14 protein-coding genes, 1 pseudogene and 3 riboswitches are annotated in these 21,235 nt (G+C 73.8%); of the genes and pseudogenes, 9 read left to right on the top strand and 6 right to left on the bottom strand.

Annotated features, from left to right (window positions below):
* The first annotated feature begins 10 nt into the window (after nucleotides 1-10).
* On the top strand, nucleotides 11-1,177 hold the full coding sequence (locus ACIQ9P_RS07600) for a bifunctional 2-methylcitrate synthase/citrate synthase (RefSeq protein WP_402351258.1): 1,167 nt from the start codon (nucleotides 11-13) through the stop codon (nucleotides 1,175-1,177).
* A gap of 30 nt (nucleotides 1,178-1,207) precedes the next feature.
* On the opposite strand, the gene ACIQ9P_RS07605 is transcribed toward ACIQ9P_RS07600, so the two are convergent.
* The gene (locus ACIQ9P_RS07605) at nucleotides 1,208-2,716 is read right to left on the bottom strand and encodes a short-chain fatty acyl-CoA regulator family protein (protein WP_402351261.1); all 1,509 of its coding nucleotides are present in this window, start codon (nucleotides 2,714-2,716) and stop codon (nucleotides 1,208-1,210) included.
* A 141-nt stretch (nucleotides 2,717-2,857) separates the two neighbouring features.
* Complete coding sequence (folP, locus tag ACIQ9P_RS07610) at nucleotides 2,858-3,694, bottom strand: dihydropteroate synthase (RefSeq protein ID WP_402351264.1); 837 nt, start codon at nucleotides 3,692-3,694, stop codon at nucleotides 2,858-2,860.
* 203 nt (nucleotides 3,695-3,897) lie between these two features.
* Here folP and metF point away from each other — a divergent pair, with 203 nt between their 5' ends.
* On the top strand, nucleotides 3,898-4,818 hold the full coding sequence (gene metF / locus ACIQ9P_RS07615) for a methylenetetrahydrofolate reductase [NAD(P)H] (RefSeq protein ID WP_402351267.1): 921 nt from the start codon (nucleotides 3,898-3,900) through the stop codon (nucleotides 4,816-4,818).
* Between the two features lie 87 nt (nucleotides 4,819-4,905).
* On the opposite strand, the gene metE is transcribed toward metF, so the two are convergent.
* The 3 genes from metE to ACIQ9P_RS07630 all read right to left on the bottom strand — a co-directional run bounded on the left by metE (nucleotide 4,906) and on the right by ACIQ9P_RS07630 (nucleotide 9,613).
* Complete coding sequence (gene metE, locus ACIQ9P_RS07620; protein WP_402351270.1) at nucleotides 4,906-7,221, bottom strand: 5-methyltetrahydropteroyltriglutamate--homocysteine S-methyltransferase; 2,316 nt, start codon at nucleotides 7,219-7,221, stop codon at nucleotides 4,906-4,908.
* A gap of 162 nt (nucleotides 7,222-7,383) precedes the next feature.
* Nucleotides 7,384-7,622: riboswitch (cobalamin riboswitch) on the bottom strand.
* A gap of 72 nt (nucleotides 7,623-7,694) precedes the next feature.
* A complete protein-coding gene (locus tag ACIQ9P_RS07625; protein WP_402351273.1) occupies nucleotides 7,695-8,036 on the bottom strand; it encodes a hypothetical protein in 342 nt (113 codons plus the stop codon).
* A 200-nt stretch (nucleotides 8,037-8,236) separates the two neighbouring features.
* Nucleotides 8,237-9,613, bottom strand: a complete 1,377-nt coding sequence (locus ACIQ9P_RS07630) for a hypothetical protein (RefSeq protein ID WP_402351497.1) — start codon at nucleotides 9,611-9,613, stop codon at nucleotides 8,237-8,239.
* A gap of 177 nt (nucleotides 9,614-9,790) precedes the next feature.
* Nucleotides 9,791-9,868, bottom strand: a riboswitch (cobalamin riboswitch).
* Between the two features lie 82 nt (nucleotides 9,869-9,950).
* A riboswitch (cobalamin riboswitch) is annotated at nucleotides 9,951-10,092 on the top strand.
* Nucleotides 10,093-10,193: 101 nt separating this feature from the next.
* Here ACIQ9P_RS07630 and ACIQ9P_RS07635 point away from each other — a divergent pair.
* The 6 genes from ACIQ9P_RS07635 (at nucleotide 10,194) to ACIQ9P_RS07660 (ending at nucleotide 18,665) form a co-directional block, all read left to right on the top strand.
* The gene (locus ACIQ9P_RS07635) at nucleotides 10,194-13,259 is read left to right on the top strand and encodes a prenyltransferase/squalene oxidase repeat-containing protein (RefSeq protein WP_402351276.1); all 3,066 of its coding nucleotides are present in this window, start codon (nucleotides 10,194-10,196) and stop codon (nucleotides 13,257-13,259) included.
* Nucleotides 13,256-14,533: a hypothetical protein gene (locus tag ACIQ9P_RS07640; protein WP_402351279.1), complete on the top strand. Its 1,278-nt coding sequence runs from the start codon at nucleotides 13,256-13,258 to the stop codon at nucleotides 14,531-14,533. Before ACIQ9P_RS07635 ends, ACIQ9P_RS07640 begins: the two co-directional genes overlap by 4 nt.
* A gap of 76 nt (nucleotides 14,534-14,609) precedes the next feature.
* Complete coding sequence (locus ACIQ9P_RS07645) at nucleotides 14,610-15,830, top strand: CbiQ family ECF transporter T component (RefSeq protein ID WP_402351499.1); 1,221 nt, start codon at nucleotides 14,610-14,612, stop codon at nucleotides 15,828-15,830.
* Complete coding sequence (locus ACIQ9P_RS07650) at nucleotides 15,827-17,470, top strand: ABC transporter ATP-binding protein (protein WP_402351282.1); 1,644 nt, start codon at nucleotides 15,827-15,829, stop codon at nucleotides 17,468-17,470. The genes ACIQ9P_RS07645 and ACIQ9P_RS07650 overlap by 4 nt, the downstream gene beginning before the upstream one ends.
* Complete coding sequence (locus ACIQ9P_RS07655) at nucleotides 17,467-18,312, top strand: ECF transporter S component (protein WP_402351285.1); 846 nt, start codon at nucleotides 17,467-17,469, stop codon at nucleotides 18,310-18,312. The genes ACIQ9P_RS07650 and ACIQ9P_RS07655 overlap by 4 nt, the downstream gene beginning before the upstream one ends.
* Nucleotides 18,313-18,332: 20 nt before the next feature.
* Nucleotides 18,333-18,665 carry a hypothetical protein gene (locus ACIQ9P_RS07660; RefSeq protein WP_402351288.1) on the top strand — a complete coding sequence of 111 codons (333 nt, stop codon included), beginning with the start codon at nucleotides 18,333-18,335 and terminating at the stop codon, nucleotides 18,663-18,665.
* Nucleotides 18,666-18,934: 269 nt separating this feature from the next.
* Here the strand turns inward: ACIQ9P_RS07660 and ACIQ9P_RS07665 are convergent, their stop codons facing one another.
* Nucleotides 18,935-20,281, bottom strand: a complete 1,347-nt coding sequence (locus ACIQ9P_RS07665; RefSeq protein ID WP_402351291.1) for a hypothetical protein — start codon at nucleotides 20,279-20,281, stop codon at nucleotides 18,935-18,937.
* Between the two features lie 539 nt (nucleotides 20,282-20,820).
* Here ACIQ9P_RS07665 and ACIQ9P_RS07670 point away from each other — a divergent pair.
* Nucleotides 20,821-21,207: pseudogene (locus ACIQ9P_RS07670) on the top strand (transglycosylase family protein); the annotation flags it as partial.
* Nucleotides 21,208-21,235 lie beyond the last annotated feature (28 nt).

Genomic DNA, 21,235 nt, shown 5'->3' on the forward strand with positions numbered 1-21,235 from the left:
AGGCGCCACCATGCCCGTCACCGCACCCGAGGTCCATCGCGGCCTCGCCGGTGTCGTCGTCGACACCACGGAGATCTCCACCGTCATCCAGGAGACCAACTCCTTGACCTACCGCGGCTATCCCGTCCAGGACCTCGCCGCCCACCGCTCCTTCGAGGAGGTCGCGTACCTCCTGTGGCACGGGGAGCTGCCGGACGAAGCGCAGCTGCGCGAGTTCCGGGCCCGGGAGCGTGCCCTGCGCCCGCTCGACCGGACCACCGCCGAGGTCCTGGCGAAGCTCCCGGAGACCTGCCACCCGATGGACGTGCTGCGCACCGCCGTCAGCTTCTTCGGCGCCGAGGACCCGACCGAGGACGACGGCCGTCCGGCCTCCAACCTCGTCAAGTCCCTCGCCCTGCTGGCGAAGCTGCCGACGGTCGTCGCCGCCGACCAGCGCCGACGGCGCGGCCTGCGACCGATCGCGCCGGACCCCGGGCTCGGGTACGCCGAGAACTTCTTCCACATGTGCTTCGGGACCGTTCCGGCGCCCGACGTGGTGCGCTGTTTCGAGATCTCCCTGGTGCTGTACGCCGAGCACAGCTTCAACGCCTCCACCTTCACCGCCCGGGTGGTGACCTCCACCCTCTCCGACCTCTACAGCGCGGTCACCGCCGCGATCGGCGCCCTCAAGGGCCCGCTGCACGGCGGTGCCAACGAGGCCGTGATGCACATGCTGGAGGAGATCGGCGACCCGGCCCGCGCCGCCGGCTGGCTCGACCAGGCGCTCGCCGTCGAGCGGAAAATCATGGGCTTCGGCCACCGGGTCTACAAGCACGGTGACTCCCGCGTCCCGATCATGCAGGCCGCGCTCGACGATCTGCTGGCCGGATCGGCGGACCCCGCCGCACCCCGGCTCGCCGAACTCCACACGGCCCTGCGCGGGGCGATGCTGGAACGCAAGGGCATCCACCCCAACCTCGACTACCCGGCCGGTCTGGCCTACCACTTGATGGGCTTCGACACCCCGGTCTTCACCCCGCTCTTCGTGATGAGCCGGATCACCGGCTGGACCGCCCACATCACCGAACAGCTCTCCCGGAACGCCCTGATCCGCCCGTTGGCCTCCTACCACGGCCCCGGCCAGCGGCCGGTGCCGATCCTCGCCGGGAGGACCGGAACCGGCGCGGCGGAGTCGTAGACCGCGGGGCGGGAAGAGGTGGCCGACGTCTCACGGACCGGCGTCGGACGTCTCGCCGAGTACCGGGTAGGGCACTCGGCCGCGCCGGTCGGGGTCGACCAGCAGGCGGCCGCCCGCCGGCGGACGGGCCCGCTGCGCGCAGTCGCGGCGTTCGCAGATCCGGCAGCCCAGACCGATCGGGGTCGCCGCTCCGGGCGCGTTGACCGCGACGCCCTCGGCGTACACCAGGCGGTGGGCGTGGCGGAGTTCGCAGCCGAGTGCGACGGCGAACTCGCTGCGCGGGGCGCGGTGGCCCCAGCCGCCGTGGGAGACGGTCCGGGCGATCCAGAAGTAGCGTTTCCCGTCCGGCATTTCGGCGACCTGGGTGAGGATCCGGCCGGGCGAGGAGAACGCCTCGTAGACGGTCCAGAGCGGGCAGGTGCCGCCGAGGCGGGAGAAGTGGAAGTCGGTGGCCGACTGGCGCTTGGAGATGTTGCCGGCCCGGTCGGCGCGCAGGAAGGAGAACGGGACGCCCTGGTGGCCCGGACGCTGGAGTGTGCTCAGCCGGTGGCAGACGGTCTCGAAGCCGACGCCGAACCGGGTCTGCAACAGGTCGATGTCGTACCGGAGTTCCTCGGCGGCCGCGTGAAAGGTGGTGTAGGGCATGAGCAGCGCGCCGGCGAAGTAGTTGGCCAGGCCGATCCGCGCCAGGTCGGCGGCCTGGGGCGAGGTGAGGTCGGGCCCGGCCGCGGCCACGAGCGTGTCGAGCAGCGGTCGGTGCTCCAGCAGTGCGAGCTGGGTGGCGAGTTGGAAGGCGCGTCGGCCGTCGGTCAGCCAGGGCGAGAGGTGGAGCGTGGCGGTCCCGGGGTCGTGGCGCCGCAGGTCGGCGGCCCGCCGGGGATCGGCCTCCACCACCCGTACGCCGTGCCGCTCGGCGAGCCGGGCGGTCAGGGCGGCGGCGGTGTGTCCTGCCGTGTGTCCGGCACCTCGTCCTGCACCGTGTCCGCTGCTGTTTCCGGCGGCGCCGGTCGCGAGCGCGGCGGCGGTCCGCTCGGCCACCTCGTCCAGGGTGGCGATGTGGTTGTGGTGGGCGTAGAAGAAGTCCCGGACCTCGTCATGGGGTTCGGCCGGCCGAATGCCCTCCGCGGCCCCGGGCTCCCCGGTCCCGCCGAGATCCGCGATGCGCGCGGCCGCCGCCCGGTAACCCCGGTGCAGCGCGATCAGCGCGCGGGCGACCTCGGGGTGGTCGCGGCTCACCTCCGCGATCTCCTCGGCCGGGACGGCGCCGCCGCAGATCTCGTCGGCGAGCGCGGTGCGCAGGTCGGTGCCGAGACGTTCCTCCTCGGCCTCCGAGAAGAACTCGGGGTCGATCCCGAACACCTCCGAGATCCGCAGCAGCACGACGGCGGTGAGCGGCCGCTGGCTGTGTTCGATCTGGTTGAGGTAGCTGGTCGAGATGCCGAGCTCGCGGGCCAGCTCGACCTGGTTCATCCCGTGCTCGCGGCGGAGCCGGCGCAGCTTGGCGTGGGCGTAGATCTTCCGCCCGGTCGGACGTGCCATGGCGCCCACCGTTCCTCTCCTGTCCGGACGCTGCGAACGTACCACCGCGGCCGGTTCGCCGAATTCGCAGGAACCGCCGCTTCCCTGCGAGGAATCCGCAGGTGAGGGGCCATCGGCGGCGCGGCGGGCCATGGCCGACCCCTACCCGCCGCGGTACGGCGCCCACCGGTCGGCCACCGGGCGGTGGGCGCGCACGGCCGCCTCGACCCGCACGGCGTCCGCGGCGGACCTCACTTCGTGGACGCGCACCGCCCAGGCGCCTCGGGCGGCGGCCAGGACGGCGGTCGCCGTGGTCGCGTCGTCCCGCTCCCGGGCCGGGCGGGGCTCGCCGGTCGCCGGGTCCGCGAGGAGTTCGCCGAGGAAGCGTTTGCGTGACGGTCCCACCAGGAGCGGTCGTCCCAGCGCGTGCCAGGCGTCCAGGGCGGCGAGCAGCGCCCAGTCGTCGTCGCGGCTCTTGGCGAAGCCGAGGCCGGGGTCGACGATCACCTGGGCCGGGTCGACCCCGGCCGAGACCACGGCGTCCAGCTGGCGTTCCACCTCCGCGGTCACGTCGGCCACGACGTCCCGGTAGCCGGCCAGCGCGTCCATCGCCCGGGACTGCCCCCGCCAGTGCATGACGACGAACGGCAGGCCGGACCGGGCGACGGTCTTCGCCATCCGGTCGTCGGCCCGGCCTCCGCTGACGTCGTTGACGATCCGGGCGCCGGCGTCCAGCGCCGCCTCCGCCACCTCGGCCCGCATCGTGTCGATGCTCACCAGGACACCCTCGCGGGCGAGGCCCCGCACCACCGGGAGGACCCGGGCGAGCTCCTCCTGGACCGGCACCCGGCGGGCGCCCGGGCGGGTCGACTCCCCGCCCACGTCCACCATGTCGGCACCCTGGGCGGCGAGCGCGAGCCCGTGCGCCACGGCCCGGCCCGGATCCAGCCAGCTGCCGCCGTCCGAGAACGAGTCGGGCGTGACGTTGAGAATTCCCATCACCGCGCACCGGCCCCGGACGGGAAGGCCGGGAAGAGTGTTCGCCTGTCTTTCCATGCCTCTATTGTGCAACGTCCGGAGCCGCTGCGGATCCACTGCGCGAGCCTTGGATCCGGACATCGAAGGATGTCTTTCCGAACAAGCCCGTATCACTCTACGGACGCCAGCAGTGCCCTGTCCCGGATTCCGTATAGCCTCTCGGCATGACACTCGGAACCCCCTCCACCCGTAACGACCGGGCGGCATCCGTGCGCGATCTCCTCGCCACCGGGAAGCGTTCCTATTCGTTCGAGTTCATGCCACCGCGCAGTACCGCGGCGGAAGCCGGACTGTGGAATGCGATCCGCCGTCTGGAGGCGCTCTCCCCGACCTTCGTCTCGGTGACCTACGGCGCCGGCGGGTCGACCCGGGAGCGGACGGTGAAGGTCACCGGCCGCATCGCCCAGGAGACGACCCTCACTCCCACGGCCCACCTGACGGCCGTCGACCACAGCGTCGCCGAACTCAGGAACATCCTCGGACACTACGCCGACCAGGGAGTTCGCAACATCCTGGCGCTGCGTGGCGACCCGCCCGGCGACCCGCTCGGTCCGTGGGCCCGTCACCCGGACGGTGTCGAGTACGCGGCGGACCTGGTGCGGCTGATCAAGGAGTCCGGGGACTTCTGCGTCGGCGTGGCGGCCTTCCCGGAAATGCACCCGAGATCGCCGGACTGGGACTCGGAGATCCGCCATTTCCTTGCCAAATGGCGGGCCGGCGCGGATTATGCGATCACCCAGATGTTCTTCGAAGCGGACAGCTACCTCAGATTCCGTGACCGTCTCCAGAGCGTCGGATGCGATATGCCGGTGATCCCGGAAATCATGCCGGTGACCACGATCCGGTCGCTCCAGCGCATTCCGAGTCTCAGCACCGCGGTCATTCCGTCGGACTTCTCCGAGCGCATGTTCCGCCTTCAGGGCGACCCGGCGGCGGTCCGCTCCGCCGGAATCGAGCACGCCACCGCCATGTGCGGCCGGCTGCTTTCCGAGGGTGCGCCGGGGCTGCATTTCATGACCATGAACTTCTCCACGGTCACGACGGAGATCTACCAGAACCTGGGCCTGTCCTCCGTGGCCGTCTGAACGCCACTGCCGCCCGGGCGGCAGTGGCGCCGCCTGGGCGGGCGCGGCACCGCCGCCGCGCCCGCCCCCCGAGTTCGTGCCGACGGGTCAGCCGGCGAGTTCCTCGCGCAGGCGGCGGGCGGCGCCGACCAGGCTGTCGAGGGAGGCGCGGGTCTCGGTCCAGCCGCGGGTCTTGAGGCCGCAGTCGGGGTTGACCCAGAGCCGTTCGGCCGGGATCGCCGCGAGGCCGGCCCGGAGCAGTTCCACGGCCTCGTCGGTGCTGGGGACGCGGGGGGAGTGGATGTCCCAGACGCCGGGTCCGACCTCGCGGGGGTAGCCGGCGGCGGCGAGTTCGCCGGCGACCTCCATGTGGGAGCGGGTGGCTTCCAGGGAGATGACGTCGGCGTCGAGTTCGTCGATCGCGGTCATGATGGCGCCGAACTCGGCGTAGCACATGTGGGTGTGGATCTGGGTGTCGGCGCGCACGCCCGAGGTGGCGAGGCGGAAGGACTCGGTGGCCCAGTCCAGGTAGGCGGGGCGGTCGGCGGCGCGCAGCGGGAGGGTTTCGCGAAGGGCGGGTTCGTCGACCTGGACGACGGCGGCGCCGGCGGCCTCCAGGTCGGTGACCTCGTCGCGCAGGGCGAGGGCGACCTGGCGGGCGGTGTCGCCGAGCGGCTGGTCGTCGCGGACGAAGGACCAGGCGAGCATCGTGACCGGACCGGTGAGCATGCCCTTGACCGGGCGGTCCGTCAGGTCCTGGGCGTAGCGGAACCAGTCGACGGTCATCGGGTGGGGACGGGAGATGTCGCCGGCGAGGACCGGCGGGCGGACGTAACGGGTGCCGTAGGACTGCACCCAGCCGTGCCGGGTGGCGAGGTAGCCGGTGAGCTGTTCGGCGAAGTACTGGACCATGTCGTTGCGCTCGGGCTCGCCGTGGACCAGGACGTCCAGGCCGGCCTTCTCCTGGTAGGCGATCACCTCGCGGACCTCGGCCTCCATCCGCTCCCGGTACGCGGCGGAGTCGATCCGACCGGCGGTCAGATCGGCCCGGGCGACGCGCAGTTCGGTGGTCTGCGGGAAGGAACCGATCGTGGTGGTGGGCAGCAGCGGCAGGCCGAGGCGGGCGCGCTGGGCCTCGGCCCGCACCGGGTAGGGCTGGGCGCGCCGGGCGTCGGCGCCGGTGACGGCGGCGACCCGGTCGCGGACGGCCGGGGCGCGGGTGATCGGCGACGTGGCGCGGGAGGCGAGATCGGCACGGTTGGCGGCGAGGTCGGCGGTGATCGCGCCGGTGCCTTCGCGCAGTCCCCGGGCGAGCAGGGCGGTCTCGGCGGCCTTCTGCTTGGCGAAGGCGAGCCAGCGGGCGATCTGCGGGTCGATGTCGCGTTCGGTGGTGGCGTCGATCGGTACGTGCAGGAGGGAGCTGGAGGGTGCGACGTCGACGCGGTCGGCGAGGCCGAGCAGGGTCGCCAGGGTGGCGAGGGACCTCTCCAGGTTGTTGATCCAGATGTTGCGGCCGTCGACGACGCCCGCGACCAGGCGCTTGCCCGGCAGACCGCCCACGGCGGCGAGGTCGTCGAGGTTGGCGGCGGCGGGGCCGGTGAAGTCCAGCGCCAGGCCCTCGACGGGAGCCTTGGCGAGGATCGGCAGGGCTTCGCCGAGACGGTCGAAGTAGCTCGCGACCAGCAGCTTGGGCCGGTCGGTGAGGGCCCCGAGCTCGCGGTAGGCGCGGGCGGCGGTGTTCAGTTCGGCCGGCGTGCGGTCCTGGACCAGGGCGGGCTCGTCCAGCTGGACCCACCGCGCGCCGGCAGCCTTGAGCGCGGCGAGCAGTTCCGCGTAGACGGGCAGCAGTCGGTCGAGCAGGGTGATCGGCTCGAAGTCGGCGGCCACGCCCGGGGCGGGCTTGGCGAGCAGCAGGTAGGTGACCGGACCGACCAGCACCGGGCGGGCGTCGTGGCCGAGCGCGAGCGCCTCGGTGAGTTCGCCGACGGCCTTGGCGGAGTCGGCGGTGAAGACCGTGTCGGGGCCGAGCTCGGGCACCAGGTAGTGGTAGTTGGTGTCGAACCACTTGGTCATCTCCAGGGGCGCGACGTCCTGGGTGCCGCGCGCCATGGCGAAGTAGCCGTCGAGCGGGTCGGCGTCGACGGCGGCCCGGTGGCGCAGGGGGATCGCGCCGACGGCGACGGTGGTGTCGAGCACGTGGTCGTACAGCGAGAAGTCCCCGGTCGGGACCTCCTCGATGCCGGAGTCGGCGAGCTGCTGCCAGTTCCCGCGGCGCAGGTCGGCGGCCGTGGCCAGCAGCGCCTGCGCGGTGACCGCGCCCTTCCAGTAGCCCTCGATGGCCTTCTTGAGCTCCCGGTTGCGGCCCTGGCGGGGGTAGCCGTGGACGGTGGCCCGGGTGGCCGCGGCTGCGGACTTCGTGGTCAAGGGACTCTCCTTCGCGAGTCTTGCTCCTCAAGTGCCCGGTGACGGGACGAGGGCGCGAAGGGACGACGAGCCGGACGGCGGCCGCCGTGGACGGGCGTGCCTGAACCGCCTGCTGTGGTCGCCGACCCGCCCTCGAGGTCATCGGACAGCCGCCCGCGGATCCTCCGGGGGCGGGCAGCGGGCAGGTCTTCGGACTCGCGGGCACACCCGTCCTCGTCGAGGACGGGTACCTACTGGCCGTCGCTTCCCGGGTCCGGCTCGGACCCAGTGCGTATGACGGCGGTCGTTCCCGCTCACCGCTGCGGGGCAGTCCCGGACTGGCCAGTCGAATGGCGTCACCGGGTTCCCTCTTACGACGTCCTGCCTGGCGGGCAGGACGAACCAGCTACAGGGGCCAGCGTAGACGCAGACCGTCGCCCCGGGCAGCCCGTTCCACCATTCTGCCCACTGGTTGAGACCGCGTTCGGCCTGGTTCAGGCGGTCCGGTGGGTCCGGCGGCGGGCGGAGAGGCGGCGGGCCACGAGGACGGTGGCGACCGCCGCGGCCGCGAAGAGCGCCGTGTTGGCCGCGATCCCCGCGTCCGTCAGCCAGGCGGGGTCGGAACTGTCGGGCAGTCGCGTGGTGGCGAACAGGCCGCCCACGCCGGTCAGCAGCCCCCGGACGACGTAGACCGCCACCAGGGCGAGCAGACCGATCGGCAGGGTCAGGACGACGGCCGCGAGGTAGAAGCGGCCGTTCTCGGTCGCCCCGCCCAGCGCGGCCGACACCGTGACCAGGGCGACGTAGCACGCCGCCGCCCAGTTGGAAGCCCTCATGTGGATCCGTCCCCCTGTGTGTGTTCGCCGGTGCGGCCGGGCCGCACGGTGATGGTCCTCGCTGCCGCGTGTTCCCGCCACCCCGGCGGAACGAGCGGTTGGCCGAGGGTCCCCGGTAGCCGGTAGCCGGTAGCCGGTAGCCGGTAGCCGGTAGCCGGTAGCCGGTACCCGGGGACCCTCGGCCCGTGGTGCGTCCCGGATCAGCTGCCGTAGCGCAGCGAGACGGTGTCGCCCACGTTGACCGTGGTGGCGCGGGCGGCGGCGGTGGCGGTGCCGCCGTCCAGGCTGACCTTCCAGGTGGACGGGCCGCTGTTGGCGGTGCCGTTGATCGCGGTGACGGTACCGGTGCCGGTGGCCGGGGTGACGGAGGTGACGCAGCCGCTCGGCGTGGCGGTGGCGGCGGCGTCGAGGACGTCGCCCAGGGTGACGGTGCTGCCGGTCGGGGTGAGGGTGACGGCGCAGACCTTGGGCGTGGCGGTGCCGTTGTCGACGACGAGGGCGAGGCGGGCGGCGGTGCCGGCGGTGAAGGCGGTGGTGGCGGCCCACGCCGGTTCCCCGGCCGCGGTGGGCGCCGGCGGGGTGGCGGTGAAGCCCGCGCCCGCGACGGCCCGCAGGCCGTCGACGGAGGCGTAGGAGGAGGGGCTGGTGTCGGTGGGCAGGTACTTGAACCCGCCACCGGGCTTGAACTGCTGGGCGATCAGGAAGTCGACCGGGGTCTTGCCGGTGCCGCTGGTGAAGTCGGTGCCCTGGGGGTTGATGCCGCAGGCGTTGAGGCCGGAGACGGCCCAGCCGTTGGAGTCGGTGTTGGCGCCCCACATGGCGTTGAACGCGCCGGAGGACAGCAGCTTGCCCTTGAGGAAGTTCTTGGCGGCCACGACCGCCGGGTCGGTGTTGGGGACGCCGCCGACACACAGCGAGGCCATCGCCGCGCCGGTCATGTCGATGTCGCTGCCCTTGCCGAGTTCGGTCGGGTCACCGGCGGCCTTGCTGTAGTTCCAGCCGCCGTCGGTGTGCTGGTTGGCGCGCACGGCCGTGGCGGAGGCGTCGAGCAGCGCCTGCGGGACGCGCTTGGTGCCGCCCTGGGTCTTGGCGCCGCCGAGGGCGAGGAGCCCGAAGACGGTGCCGTTGAAGTTGGCGGACGGGCCGTAGTAGCCGGGCTCGGCGGTCTGCCAGTACGCGACGAGGTCGGCGATCAGGTTGCGGCCCGGGCCGACGCGGGCCGGGTCGATGCCGGCGGCGTAGGCGTTGAGGGTGCCGCGCTGGTAGTCGGTGGCGACGGGGGCGGCCCCCGGCCAGCCGGCGGCCGCGAGCTGGTTGCGGTAGACGAGGCGGGCGTTCTTGGTGGGGTCGCCGCCGGGGGTGACGTCGGCGGCGGCGGTCCCCGCGGCGGCCAGGGCGCTGAAGGCCCACTCGTTGGAGAGGCCGCCACCCGTCACATAGCTGCCGTCGGAAGCCTGGAGGGACTTCAGGTAGGTCACACCGGTGCTCTTCGAGGTGGCTATCTGGGCCGGGGTCGCGGTCGCGTGGGCCGGAACGGCCGACAGGACCAGGGCACCGGCGGCCACCGCGACGGTCACCGCGGAGGCGGCGCGGGACGGGACGGAGCGCGGGAGGGCGGGAACGGACACGGGGACTCCTCGGAGTGGCGGGCGCCGATCCGGCCCCGGCCCGGGCGCCGGTGAGGGCGCGGGGCGGCGGGGCGGCCGCCGCCCGGATCGCGTGGGCTGGCTGTCGCTGATGCTGCGCGGCCGCACGGGCATTCGGGCTCGGAGCGACGCCGCGCGCCGCTCCACACCGCTGCGCGTCAGCCCCGGATTCGCACCGGGTTCCCCCGCTCGGCCACCGGGGACGCTACCGCACCGCCGGAAGGACCACGAGGTGGGGAAGGTGACATGACGCACCGTTGACGGCTCTCGGAGCCACATGGTCTGATGAACCGATTTTCACTCCTCGGCAGTCAGGGGAAGCCGGTCCGATTCCGGCGCTGACCCGCAACCGTAGATCCGTCCTCACCGGCGGATGAGCCGGAATGCCTGCGCCGGGGCGTCGTTCAGAAGTGCTTGCGTCGTCGTGGACTACGACGCGGTCCGGGCGGTTCCTCGTGCGAGGAGCCGTCGGCTGCGTCGTGCGACCCGATGACCGATCGGGGAGTCGCCAGTGAGGCCCAGCAGCAGTCGTACGAGCCACAGATTCCGGGGGCTCACGTCCCTCGTCGCCACCAGCGCCGTCGCGGTCGCCGCGGGCGGCACCGTGCTGCTCGGACATCCCGGCCGGGCCGCCGCCGACCCGATCGAGGAGTGCACGGCCACCACCGGCGCGATCGTCGCCGTCGACTTCGGCCACTGGGGCGGCGGCGTCGTCCGGGGCTGCGACGCCCACCCCACGACCGGCATGAACCTGCTGCACAACGCGGGCTTCGGCACCACCGGCACCGAGCACGACGGCCCCGCCTTCATCTGCCGGCTCGGCAACGGGACCTTCGACAACGGGACCCAGTACCCGACCGCCGCCGAGGAGCCCTGCACCACCACCCCGCAGGCGACGGCGTACTGGTCCTACTGGATCGCGGAGGCCGGCCAGGACACCTGGACCTACAGCCGCTTCGGTGCCGCGAGCCAGAAGCCCAAGCCGGGCGAGGTCGAGGCATGGGTCTACGGCGGTACCGACATCGGCGGCACCAGCGGGGCGCCCGGCTTCACCCCGGACTCCGTCCGCGCCAAGAACAGTGGGCCTTCGCCGTCGGCCACCGCGTCCCCCTCGCCCAGCCCGACCGTTCCGTCCGCCACCCCCGGCGACCCCGCCGCGGCGGCCGCCTGGCTGGCCGCCCAGCTGGTCAACGGCGAATACATGGGCAACTGGGCCTTCGAGGGCGCCGACTTCCCCCGGACCGCCCAGACCGCGATCGCCCTCGCCGCCGCCGGGACCCAGGACCCCGCCCTGCGCAAGGTCGTCGCCCACCTCGCCGCACACACCGACGAGTTCCTGTTCCCGGACGGACCGGCCGGGAAGCCCGACTCCAGGGCCGCCGCACTGCTGGCCCTGGTCGCCGAGAGCACCGAGGGCGACCCCAGGGCCTTCGGCGGCCGTGACCTGATCGCCGCGCTCACCGACCACGTCTGCGCCGGGCAGGGCGAGAACGGCAAGTGCACGGCCGCCGGGGACTTCTACGGCGCGGCCTCGCCCTGGACCCAGGCATGGGGCGTCGTCGCCCTGCGGCGCGCCGGTGTGACGCCGCCCGCGTCGGCGCTCGCCCGCTTCGCGGTGCTCCAGTGCGCCGACGGCGGGATCGCCGGCTCGATGATCGTGGCCGGGGGCTACTGCGAGGCCGACCCGGTGGCCACGGGCCTCACCGTCCTCGCCCTGCGCGGGACGGCCGGGGGCGAGGCCATCGCGAAGAAGGCCGCCGACCGCCTGGTGGCGGGCCAGCAGGCCGACGGCTCCTACGCCCCCTACGTCGGCGCCGCCGGTGACACCGTGAGCACCGCCGCCGGAGCCCAGGCCCTGCTCGCCATCGGCCAGGGCGCCAGGCAGAGCGCGGCGAAGGCATGGCTCGGCGGCCGTCAGGGCAAGGACGGCGGCTTCCTCCCCGACGAGTCGACGACCGACGCCGACGCGGCCGCGACCGAGCAGGCCGTGCTGGCGCTGACCGGCACCGATCCCACCACGGTCCGCCACAACCCGAACGGCTCCACCGCCACCCCGACCGCGCCCGCGGGCAGGATCCCCGACCTGGCCCGGGGCAGTGCCTACCTGACCGCCCCGGCGAACCTGATCGGCGGTCACTACTACGAGGCGTTCCCGGACTTCGCGGACTTCGGCCTGACCATCGACGGGGCCTTCGCGCTCGCCGCCACCGGTGCGGACGACGCGGCCCTGCGCCGGATCGTGGACTTCCTCGACCAGCAGGGCAAGGACACCGGCGAGCGGACCGTCAACGACTGGACCGGCATCGGCACCGAGTACGCCGGCGGCGGCTCGATCGGCAAGGAGGCCCTCCTGGCCGAGGTGGTCGGCCGCGACCCGCGGGCCTTCGGCGGCCACGACCTGATCGCCGCGCTGGCCGCGGCCGTCTGCGCCAAGGCCGACGACAACGCCGGATGCGCCGGACCCGGCAACTACACCTGGGCGACCTCGGTGTTCTCCCAGGCGCTCGGCATCATGGCGCAGCTGCGGGCCGGCGACACGGCCAACGCCGCCGCCGCCGTCACCTACCTGAAGAGCCTCCAGCACACCGACGGCTCCTGGCCGAGCCTGATCCCCGCCACCGGCGACTCCGACGTGGACAGCACCGCGATGGCCGTCATGGCCCTCGCGCTGGTCCCCGGGGACGAGGCCGCCCAAGCCATCGACAAGGGCGTCTCCTGGCTGGCCGGGCGGCAGTTGCCGGACGGCGGCTTCCCCGGCGCGTCCGGGAACTCGACCAACTCGGCCGCCCTCGCGATCCAGGGCATGACTCTTCGTCAGTCCGCCCACGCACCCAGGATCGCGAAGGCGCTCGACTCCCTCGCCGGGCAGCAGAACGGCGACGGCGGCTTCAACGTCGCCTCCGAGGGCCAGCGGGGCTCGGACGTCCGGGCCTCCACCCAGGCGGTCGGGGGTGCCACCGGGATCTCCTTCGGCACCCTGCGCCGCGAGCTCGGCGGCACGCCGACGCCCACCCCGACCGCGACGGGCACGGGTACGCCGACCGGTTCGCCGACGCCCACTGCGACGGGTACGCCGACGGCGACGGGTACGCCGACCGGCACGCCTACGCCGACGGCAACGGGTACGCCGACCGGTTCACCGACGCCCACCGCGACCGACACGCCGACGCCCACCGCCACGGTCACGCAGACCCCGAGCCCGACGGCCACCGTCACGGCGACACCGACACCGACCGCCACCGGTACCGCGTCCGCCTCCCCGTCGGCCACCGGTAGTCCCGTGCCCTCCGGAGGGTCGGTCACCCCGCCCGCGGGCGGGAGCGTCGTCCCGCCCGCCGACGGACCTGTCGCCGGTGGCGGCGACGGACCGTACCCCGGTGCCGTCGACGGCCCGCGACCCGGCGGCGGAGTCCCGGCCGGGCCGGTGCAGACCCGGCCGGACACGGGAAGCCTGGCCGGCACCGGAGCCGAGGCGCTGGGCCTGGCGACCGTCGCGGCACTGCTGACCGCCGCCGGAGCCGGCGCGGTCCTGGTCGCCCGCCGCCGCGCGGGCTCGACCCCGGGGCGTCACCGGTGATCCGGGGGATCGGCCGGCTGCTCGGAGCCGCCGCGGCGACGCTCGCCCTCGCGGCCGGCGGTCTCGGCGCGGCCACGAGCCCGGCGGTCGCGGCCCCGCTGCCGATCGAGCAGTGCACCACCACGTCCGGAGTCGTGCTGGCGGTGGACTTCAGCAAGTGGGGCGGTCCACTGCTTCGCTCCTGCGGGACCACCCCGACCACCGGGTTCACGCTGCTCAACCAGGGCGGCTGGAAGACCACCGGCACCGGGCACGACGGTCCGGCGTTCATCTGCCGCATCGGCTACAGCGGCTTCCAGGGCGGCAAGCAGTTCCCCGCCCCGGACCAGGAGAAGTGCGTCCTGACGCCCCCGGCCTCGGCCTACTGGTCGTACTGGCACGCGGATCCCGGCCAGAACGACTGGTCGTACAGCCAGTTGGGCGCGATGAGCTACCAGCCCAAGCCCGGCAGCGTCGACCTGTGGATCTTCGGCGGGACCAACATCGAGGGCACCGAGGGCCGGCCGACCGTCGCGCCCGACACCCTGCGGGCGCACAACACGTCGACGGGCGGCGGGACGGGCACGTCCCCGGAGCCGACCCGGCCGCCGACCGACCCCGGGACCGGAAGCAACGGCGGCTCCACGAGCGGTGGCACCGGCGGCGGCACGGGCGGCGCGGCGACCGGGGGCGCCTCCGGTGGCTCCGCCTCGTCCGGCGGCACCGCCACCGGGGGGAGCGGCTCCTCGGGCGGAGGCACCTCCGGCGGAGGCAGCGGCGCGAGTGGCGGTGGCAGCACCGGCGGCAACACGAGCGGCAGCGGCACGAGCGGTGGTGCCACGACGCCGAAGAAGCCGGCCCCCGGGGCGGCGACTCCGAACGGCACCAACGGCACCAACGGCACCACCGGCACCACCGGCGGCGCCGGACGTCCCCAGCCGGTCACCCCGGGGGCCGGGGCCCCGGCCCCCGCACCGGTGCCGACGGATCCGGCACCGGCGACGGACACCGCGGTGCTCCCGCCCCCGGACGGCGCCGGCACGGAGCCGCCCGCCCCCGCCCCGGTGGAGACGCCCGAGGCCGTCGGGACCGCTCCGGCGGCGCCGACCGACGCGCCGACGACCTCGGCGGCCGCCCAGGCCGCCGGCCCGGTGGTGATGAACGCGGCCCCGGCCGCCGACGCGCCGCACGACTCCGGCTCGATCGTCCCCGCCGTGGTGGGCGTCGTGCTCCTGGTGCTGCTGGGCCTGACCACGCTGGGTGTCGGCCGTCGCCGCCGGCGACAGGCCGAGTGACCGGGTGAGCACGCTCGACAAGCCCGCCGCCGGCCTCCCGCACCCCGCCTCCGGGCGGGCCGGGAGAGGCCGGCGGATCCCGCGCGACCTCCACCCGCTGGCCTGGTGGACCTGGGCGCTCGCGCTGGCGACGGCGGCCAGCCGCACCACCAACCCGCTGCTGCTCCTGCTCGTCCTGGCGGTCCTCGGCTTCGTGGTCACCGCCCGCCGGACCGAGGCACCGTGGGCCCGGGGATTCAAGTACTACCTGGGGCTGGCCCTGACCGTGGTGGCGATCCGGGTGGTGTTCCGCTGCGTCTTCGCGACCGGGATCACCCCGCACGACCACCTGCTGTTCTCGCTTCCGCACCTCCCCACCCCCGCCTGGTACGCGGGCATCGAGATCGGCGGCCCGGTCTCCCTGGAGGCCACCCTCTCGGCGGCCTTCGACGGACTGCGGCTGGCGTGCCTGATCTGCTGCATCGGCGCCGCCAACACCCTGGCCAACCCCAAGCGCGCGCTGCGCGTCCTGCCGGGCGCGCTCTACGAGCTCGGCGTCGCCGTGACGGTGTCGCTCAGCGTCGCCCCGCAACTGGTGCAGAGCGTCCAACGCGTCGCCCGGGCCCGGAGGTTGCGGGCGGGCCGGACCAAGGGCGTGCGCGCGCTGCGCAGCATCGTCGTCCCGGTGCTGGAGGACGCCCTGGAGCGGTCGCTGCACCTGGCCGCCGCGATGGACTCGCGCGGCTACGGGCGGGCGGGGGCCGCCACCCGCCGGTCCCGCCGGACCACGGGCGCCCTGATGCTGCTCGGCATGTGCGGGCTCTGCGCCGGGGTGTACGGGCTGCTGGACGGAACCGCCCCCGCCGCGCTGGGACTTCCCGCCCTGTTCGCGGGGACCGGGCTGTGCGCGGCCGGTCTGGTGCTCGGGGGCCGGCGGGTCAGGCGCACCACCTACCGCCCGGACCGCTGGCGGGCCGCCGAGTTCGGCGTGGCCGGGTGCGGGGTGGCCGCCGCCGCCCTGCTGTTCGGGACCGTCGGCTACGACGTCACCGACCTCAACCCCTCCCTCTACCCGCTGAGTTGGCCGACCCTTCCGCTCGTCCCGGTGGCGGCCCTGCTGCTGGCCGGCGCGGCCGGGGTGATCGCGCCACCACCCGGCCGCCCGCCCGGGCCGACCGTCGGCGCCGCGCGCACGGACAGCACCGGCGCCGACACCACGGGCGCGGACAGCACCCGCGCCGAGAGCACCGGTACCCGCCGTGCTCGCGTCGCCAGCGCCGACAGCACCGACCGCACGACCACCGAGGTGACCAAGTGATCCGATTCGACCAGGTCGGTGTGGTGTACGACGGCGGGGCCGCCCCGGTGCTCCGCGATGTCGACCTCCACATCCCGGAGGGCGAACTCTGCCTGGTGGTCGGCCGCACCGGCGTCGGCAAGTCGACCCTGCTCGGCGCCGTCAACGGTCTGGTGCCGCATTTCACCGGCGGCACCCTGCGCGGGCGGGTCACCGTCGACGGCCGGGACACCGCGCACCACCCGCCGCGCGAACTGGCCGACGTCGTGGGCGTGGTGGGCCAGGATCCGCCGGCCGGCTTCGTCACCGACACCGTGGAGGAGGAACTCGCCTACGTCATGGAGCAGTTGGCCGTTCCGCCGGAGGTGATGCGCAAGCGTGTCGAGGAGACCCTCGACCTGCTCGGCCTCGCCGAACTGCGCCACCGCGCGCTCCACGAGCTGTCCGGCGGCCAGCAGCAGCGCGTCGCCATCGGCTCCGTGCTCACCGCCCACCCCCGGGTCCTGGTCCTGGACGAACCGACCTCCGCACTCGACCCGACCGCGGCCGAGGAGGTGCTCGCCGCGATCACCCGGCTGGTGCACGACCTCGGGGTGACCGTGCTGTTGGCCGAACACCGGCTGGAGCGCGTGGTCCAGTACGCCGACCGGGTCGCCTACCTGCCCGGTGACGGCACCGTGGTCCACGGCCCGCCCGCCGAGGTCTTCCGCGACACCGTGATCGCGCCGCCCGTCGTCGATCTCGGCCGTCTCGCCGGCTGGCAGCCCCTGCCGCTCTCGGTCCGCGACGCCCGTCGCGCCGCCGCGCCCCTGCGCGAAAGCCTCACCGGTGTGCGGATCCCCCCGCCGCGCCGGTCCGCCCCGGCGGGGGAGACGGTGCTGACAGCCCGGAAGGTGGTCGTCCGGCACGGGCCGGTGGTCGCCGTCCGGGAGGTCGGCCTGGAACTGCGGGCCGGCGAGGTCACCGCACTGATGGGGCGCAACGGTTCCGGCAAGTCCTCCCTGCTGTGGGCCTTGCAGGGCTCCGGCCCCCGGCAGGGCGGCAGCGTCCAGGTCGTCGGCGCCGACGGAGGGCCCGCCGCCGACCCCAAGCGGCTGTCGGCGGCCCGCGCCCGCCGGTTGGTGGGACTCGTGCCGCAGACCCCCACCGACCTGCTGTACCTGGAGACGGTCGCCCAGGAACTCGGCCAGAGCGACCTGGAGTCCGACCGCGCGGACGGGCCGGCCGCACGCCAGATCCTCGACCGCCTCGCCCCCGGCATCGCCGACGAGGCCCATCCCCGGGACCTCTCCGAAGGCCAGCGGCTGGCCCTGGTCCTGGCGATCCAACTCGCTGCGGCACCAAGGGTGGTGCTGCTGGACGAGCCCACCCGTGGGCTGGACTACCACGGCAAGGAGGCGCTCACCGGCATCGTCGACGCCCTGGCCGCCGAGGGGCGGACGATCGTGGTCTCCACCCACGACGTCGAGTTCGTCGCCTCCGCCGCCGACCGGGTGGTGGTGATGGCCGAGGGCGAGATCGTGGCGGACGGCCGCACGGAGGACGTCATCGTCGCCTCGCCGACCTTCGCCCCGCAGACCGCGAAGATCATGGCCCCGCTGGCCTGCCTGACGGTCGGTCAGGTGGCGGCGGCCCTGGAGCCCGCGGCGGCCGCCCGATGACCGCCGTGCGCATCCCCGGCCGGGCCCGGATCGTCATCGCCCTGGCCGCGTTCATCGGCCTGGTGGCCTTCACCTGGCCCTTCGTCGTCGCCCCCGGGAAGTTCGGCTCCAACTACGCCCCGCCGCTGATCTTCGGCGCCCTGCTGGTGCTGGTCCTCGCGGTGGTGGTCGCCGAGATCGCCTCCGGCGGCATCGACGCCAAGGCCCTCGCCATGCTCGGCGTCCTCTCCGCCGTCAACGCCGGCCTGCGACCGCTCGGGGCCGGTACCGCCGGCGTCGAGACGGTCTTCTTCCTCCTCGTCCTGGCCGGGCGGGTCTTCGGTCCCGGCTTCGGCTTCACCCTCGGCTGCACCTCCCTGTTCGCCTCCGCGCTGCTGACCGGCGGCGTCGGCCCCTGGATGCCCTACCAGATGTTCGGCTGCGCCTTCGTCGGCCTGCTCGCCGGGCTGCTGCCGCGCATCCGGCGCCGCTGGGAGGTGCCGATGCTGGCCGCGTACGGAGCCTTCTCCGGCTACCTCTTCGGCTTCCTGCTCAACCTCTCCTTCTGGCCGTTCTCCACCGACCCCAACAGCTCCGTCGCCTACCTGCCCGGCCTCCCCTTCACCGAGCAGTGGCACCGCTACCTGCTCTTCGACCTGGCCACCTCGCTCGGCTGGGACACCGGCCGCGCCGTCACCACCTTCACCGCCGTGCTCGTCGTCGGCCCCGCCGTCCTCACCGTCTTCCGCCGTGCCGCCCGCCGGGCCAACTTCGAGCCCACCGTGCGCTTCGAGGGGCCGGAGGGCCCCGGCCGCCCCATCGCGGAAGCCACCGCAGGGTCCGCGGGAACGGCGCTCCTCTGAATCCGGAAAGGTCCCTCGCCATGCCGAAGGCCGGGAAGCCCCGAGTGGTGACGCTGAACGGCGTCCAGGTCGTCGTCCTGACGCCCGAGCAGTACGACGGCCTCGAAGCCACCCGCCGTCAGCTCGGCGGACTGCGGACCCAGGTCTCCCGGATGAAGCAGGAACTGCGCCGCGGCCGCGACCTGCTGAGCGAGGCGGAACACCTGCTCGCGAGCCTCCCCCCGGACCTGCTCGAAGGCACGGAGGGCGGAACGGCCCCGGGCCGCGGGGTGCCACAGCTGCTCACCGCCATCCGCGCGGCACTCCCGCCCGACCCGGCCCCCGCCACCGGCTCCGCCTCGCCCGAGCGGTAGCCGCGACACCGCGGCGGGGCCACCGCCGAGCGCCGATCACGGGCCGACGGGCGCGACCCGCGCGACCAGTTCGTCGGCTCCGTCCTCGCCCCGCCGGTACATCCAGACCGTCCCGGCGGGCGCCCGGCCGCGCAGGTACTCCACCACCGGCTGGTGATGGGGCAGCGCGGGGCTTGTCGAGGGCGGGGGTGGCCCTCGACAAGCCGTCGGCCCCGGGGGAGTGGACCGGCGCCGCCCCGGGCCTGTGACCGTAGGGCCGGGGCGAGCGGCTACGGAGCCTTGACGTCGGGGATGCGGACGCCCTCGCCGAGGCAGTCGCGGAACTCGTACCAGGGGGTCGGGCCGGTCCAGCGCAGGGCGGTGGCGGCGGTGGCCGTGTCGGCGAAGCGGCAGCCGTCGTAGAGCACCTTGCCGGCCGTGGTGGCGGTGGCCGTCGTCACGTGGTGGGAACCGAGCAGGGCGCAGTCCTGGTAGCGGATCATCGGCCCGCGCGAGGGGTTGACCGCGTTGAAGCGGTAGACGTGCGGGACGGCGTCGGTGGCGAAGGACTTGAAGGAGTTCGCGGTGTCGTCGCAGGAGACGAAGGTGATGGTGCCCTTGTACCAGGCCGAGTCGATGACCTTGTGGTCCTTGCCGCGCACCTCGAAGCGGATCCCCTGCGCGTACAGCCGCATCACCGAGTCGGCGCGCGGGCTGTTGGCGTTGAGCTTGAAGAAGGTGCCGGTGGAGTTCTCGTCCACGAGGATGTACGAGCCGCCGATGAAGTTCATCGACCCGCCGCGCTCGTTGCGCACGAAGACGCCGGACTGGAACTCGACCTTGCAGTCACGGAACCAGTAGTTGAGGAACTGGTCCTGCTGGCTCTCGGTCGGCTTGCCGCCCATCACCAGGAAGGCGTCCGCGTAGGAGCCGCTGATCTGGCAGTGGTCCCAGCCCATCTCGCTGTTGAGGTTGGAGGTGCCGGCCGGGCCGTCCAGGACGATGCCGGCCTTCCAGGTGCCGTGCCACTCGACGTCGGTGTACCAGGTGTCCTGGACGCCCTTGCCGACGCCGGAGACCGCGAGGTTGAAGGTGGCCGTGGCGTCGCGGCTCTCGAAGGTCAGGCCGCTGAGGCGGATGTTCTTGTAGCGGCCGTCGTTGGTCCACAGGACCGTGTCCGGGACGGTCGGCGCGTAGACGACGCGGGAGAGCCGCTTGCCGTACCCGCTGATGGAGATGCCGTCGATCACGCCCGGGTTGTCGGTGCCGTGGGTGATCGGCAGCAGCGAGTCCGGCTGGGTCAGCAGGTAGGTGCCCGGCGGGACGAGCAGCACCTTCTTGGGCGAGTAACCGGTCTTGGGGGCGCCCCCGAGCAGTTCCAGGGCGGCCCGGCGGAACGCGTCGTCGCTGGGCGTGCGGCCGGTCGGGTCGGCGCCCTTGGTGATGACGTCGACCACGTAGTCGGCCGGGCCGGCGGTGACCGCCGCGGGCGCCGCCGAGGCGCCGCCGGTGCCGAGGACCATGCCGCCCGCGACCGCCCCTGCCCCGGTCAGCCCGGCGAGCAGCGCCCGCCGCCCCGGCCGCCGCCCGCCCTCCTCGGTGGCGCCGTCGTGCTGGCGGTCTGCGTGCGCGGTCATCGGTACCCCCGGTGGGAAGTGAATCAGCAGGTCGCCACGACCGAGCAGAAGTCGATCATGGTGAGTGGGCCCGATCCTCTGTCATGCCCACCCGTCACCGCAAGGCCCGCCCGGGAGTCCGGGGCGGATTCCGTCGCGCGGTGCGACGGCAGCCGTACCAGGGGTGAGGGCTGTGGTCCGGGCCACCCGGGTGGGGGTCGTGCTGTCACCGGTGGTGCGGGCGGCCGTCACGGGGTGTCGAGGATGTGCGCGGGCTCACGGGGGGAGGGGTGTGGGCTGGGCCACCTTCGGCCATCTTCGATCTTGAAAATCGGGGCATTTGCCTTCAAATCAACCCATTTTCATGATCCATACCAGCGGTAACCCCTCACTGACGTGCCCGAACCTGCGAATCCTTGAAACACCACCCCCACCCCCGTAACTTCGAATGCGTCGCACCGAACGAGCACACGCTCACCAGGAACGCCGTGCGAGCCCCGCGAAACCACAAGCCCCCAGGGCCTGGTTCCGCACGCCCGCACACCTCCGAAAGGAACCGCATGACCTTCCGTAACGAGACCACCACCGCCACCACCGCCACCAAGCGCCGCAACCGCGTCCGGACGGCACTGATGGCCGGGGCGGTCCTCGCCCTGCCGGTGGCCGGCCTCGTCACGGCGAACGCCGCCTCCGCCGCCCCCGCCACCGTCTGGGACAAGGTCGCGGCCTGCGAGGCCACCGGCAACTGGGCCGTCAACTCCGGCAACGGCTTCTACGGCGGCCTCCAGTTCACCTCCTCCACCTGGGCCGCCTTCGGCGGCACCGCCTACGCCCCCCAGGCCCACCAGGCCACCAAGGCCCAGCAGATCACCATCGGCGAGAAGGTCCTCGCCGCCCAGGGCCCCGGCGCCTGGCCCGTCTGCTCCGTCAAGGCCGGCCTCACCAAGTAACACCCCCGCCCCCGACAGGGGCGCA

Source organism: Kitasatospora sp. NPDC094019 (assembly GCF_044764505.1).
Classification (GTDB): domain Bacteria; phylum Actinomycetota; class Actinomycetes; order Streptomycetales; family Streptomycetaceae; genus Kitasatospora.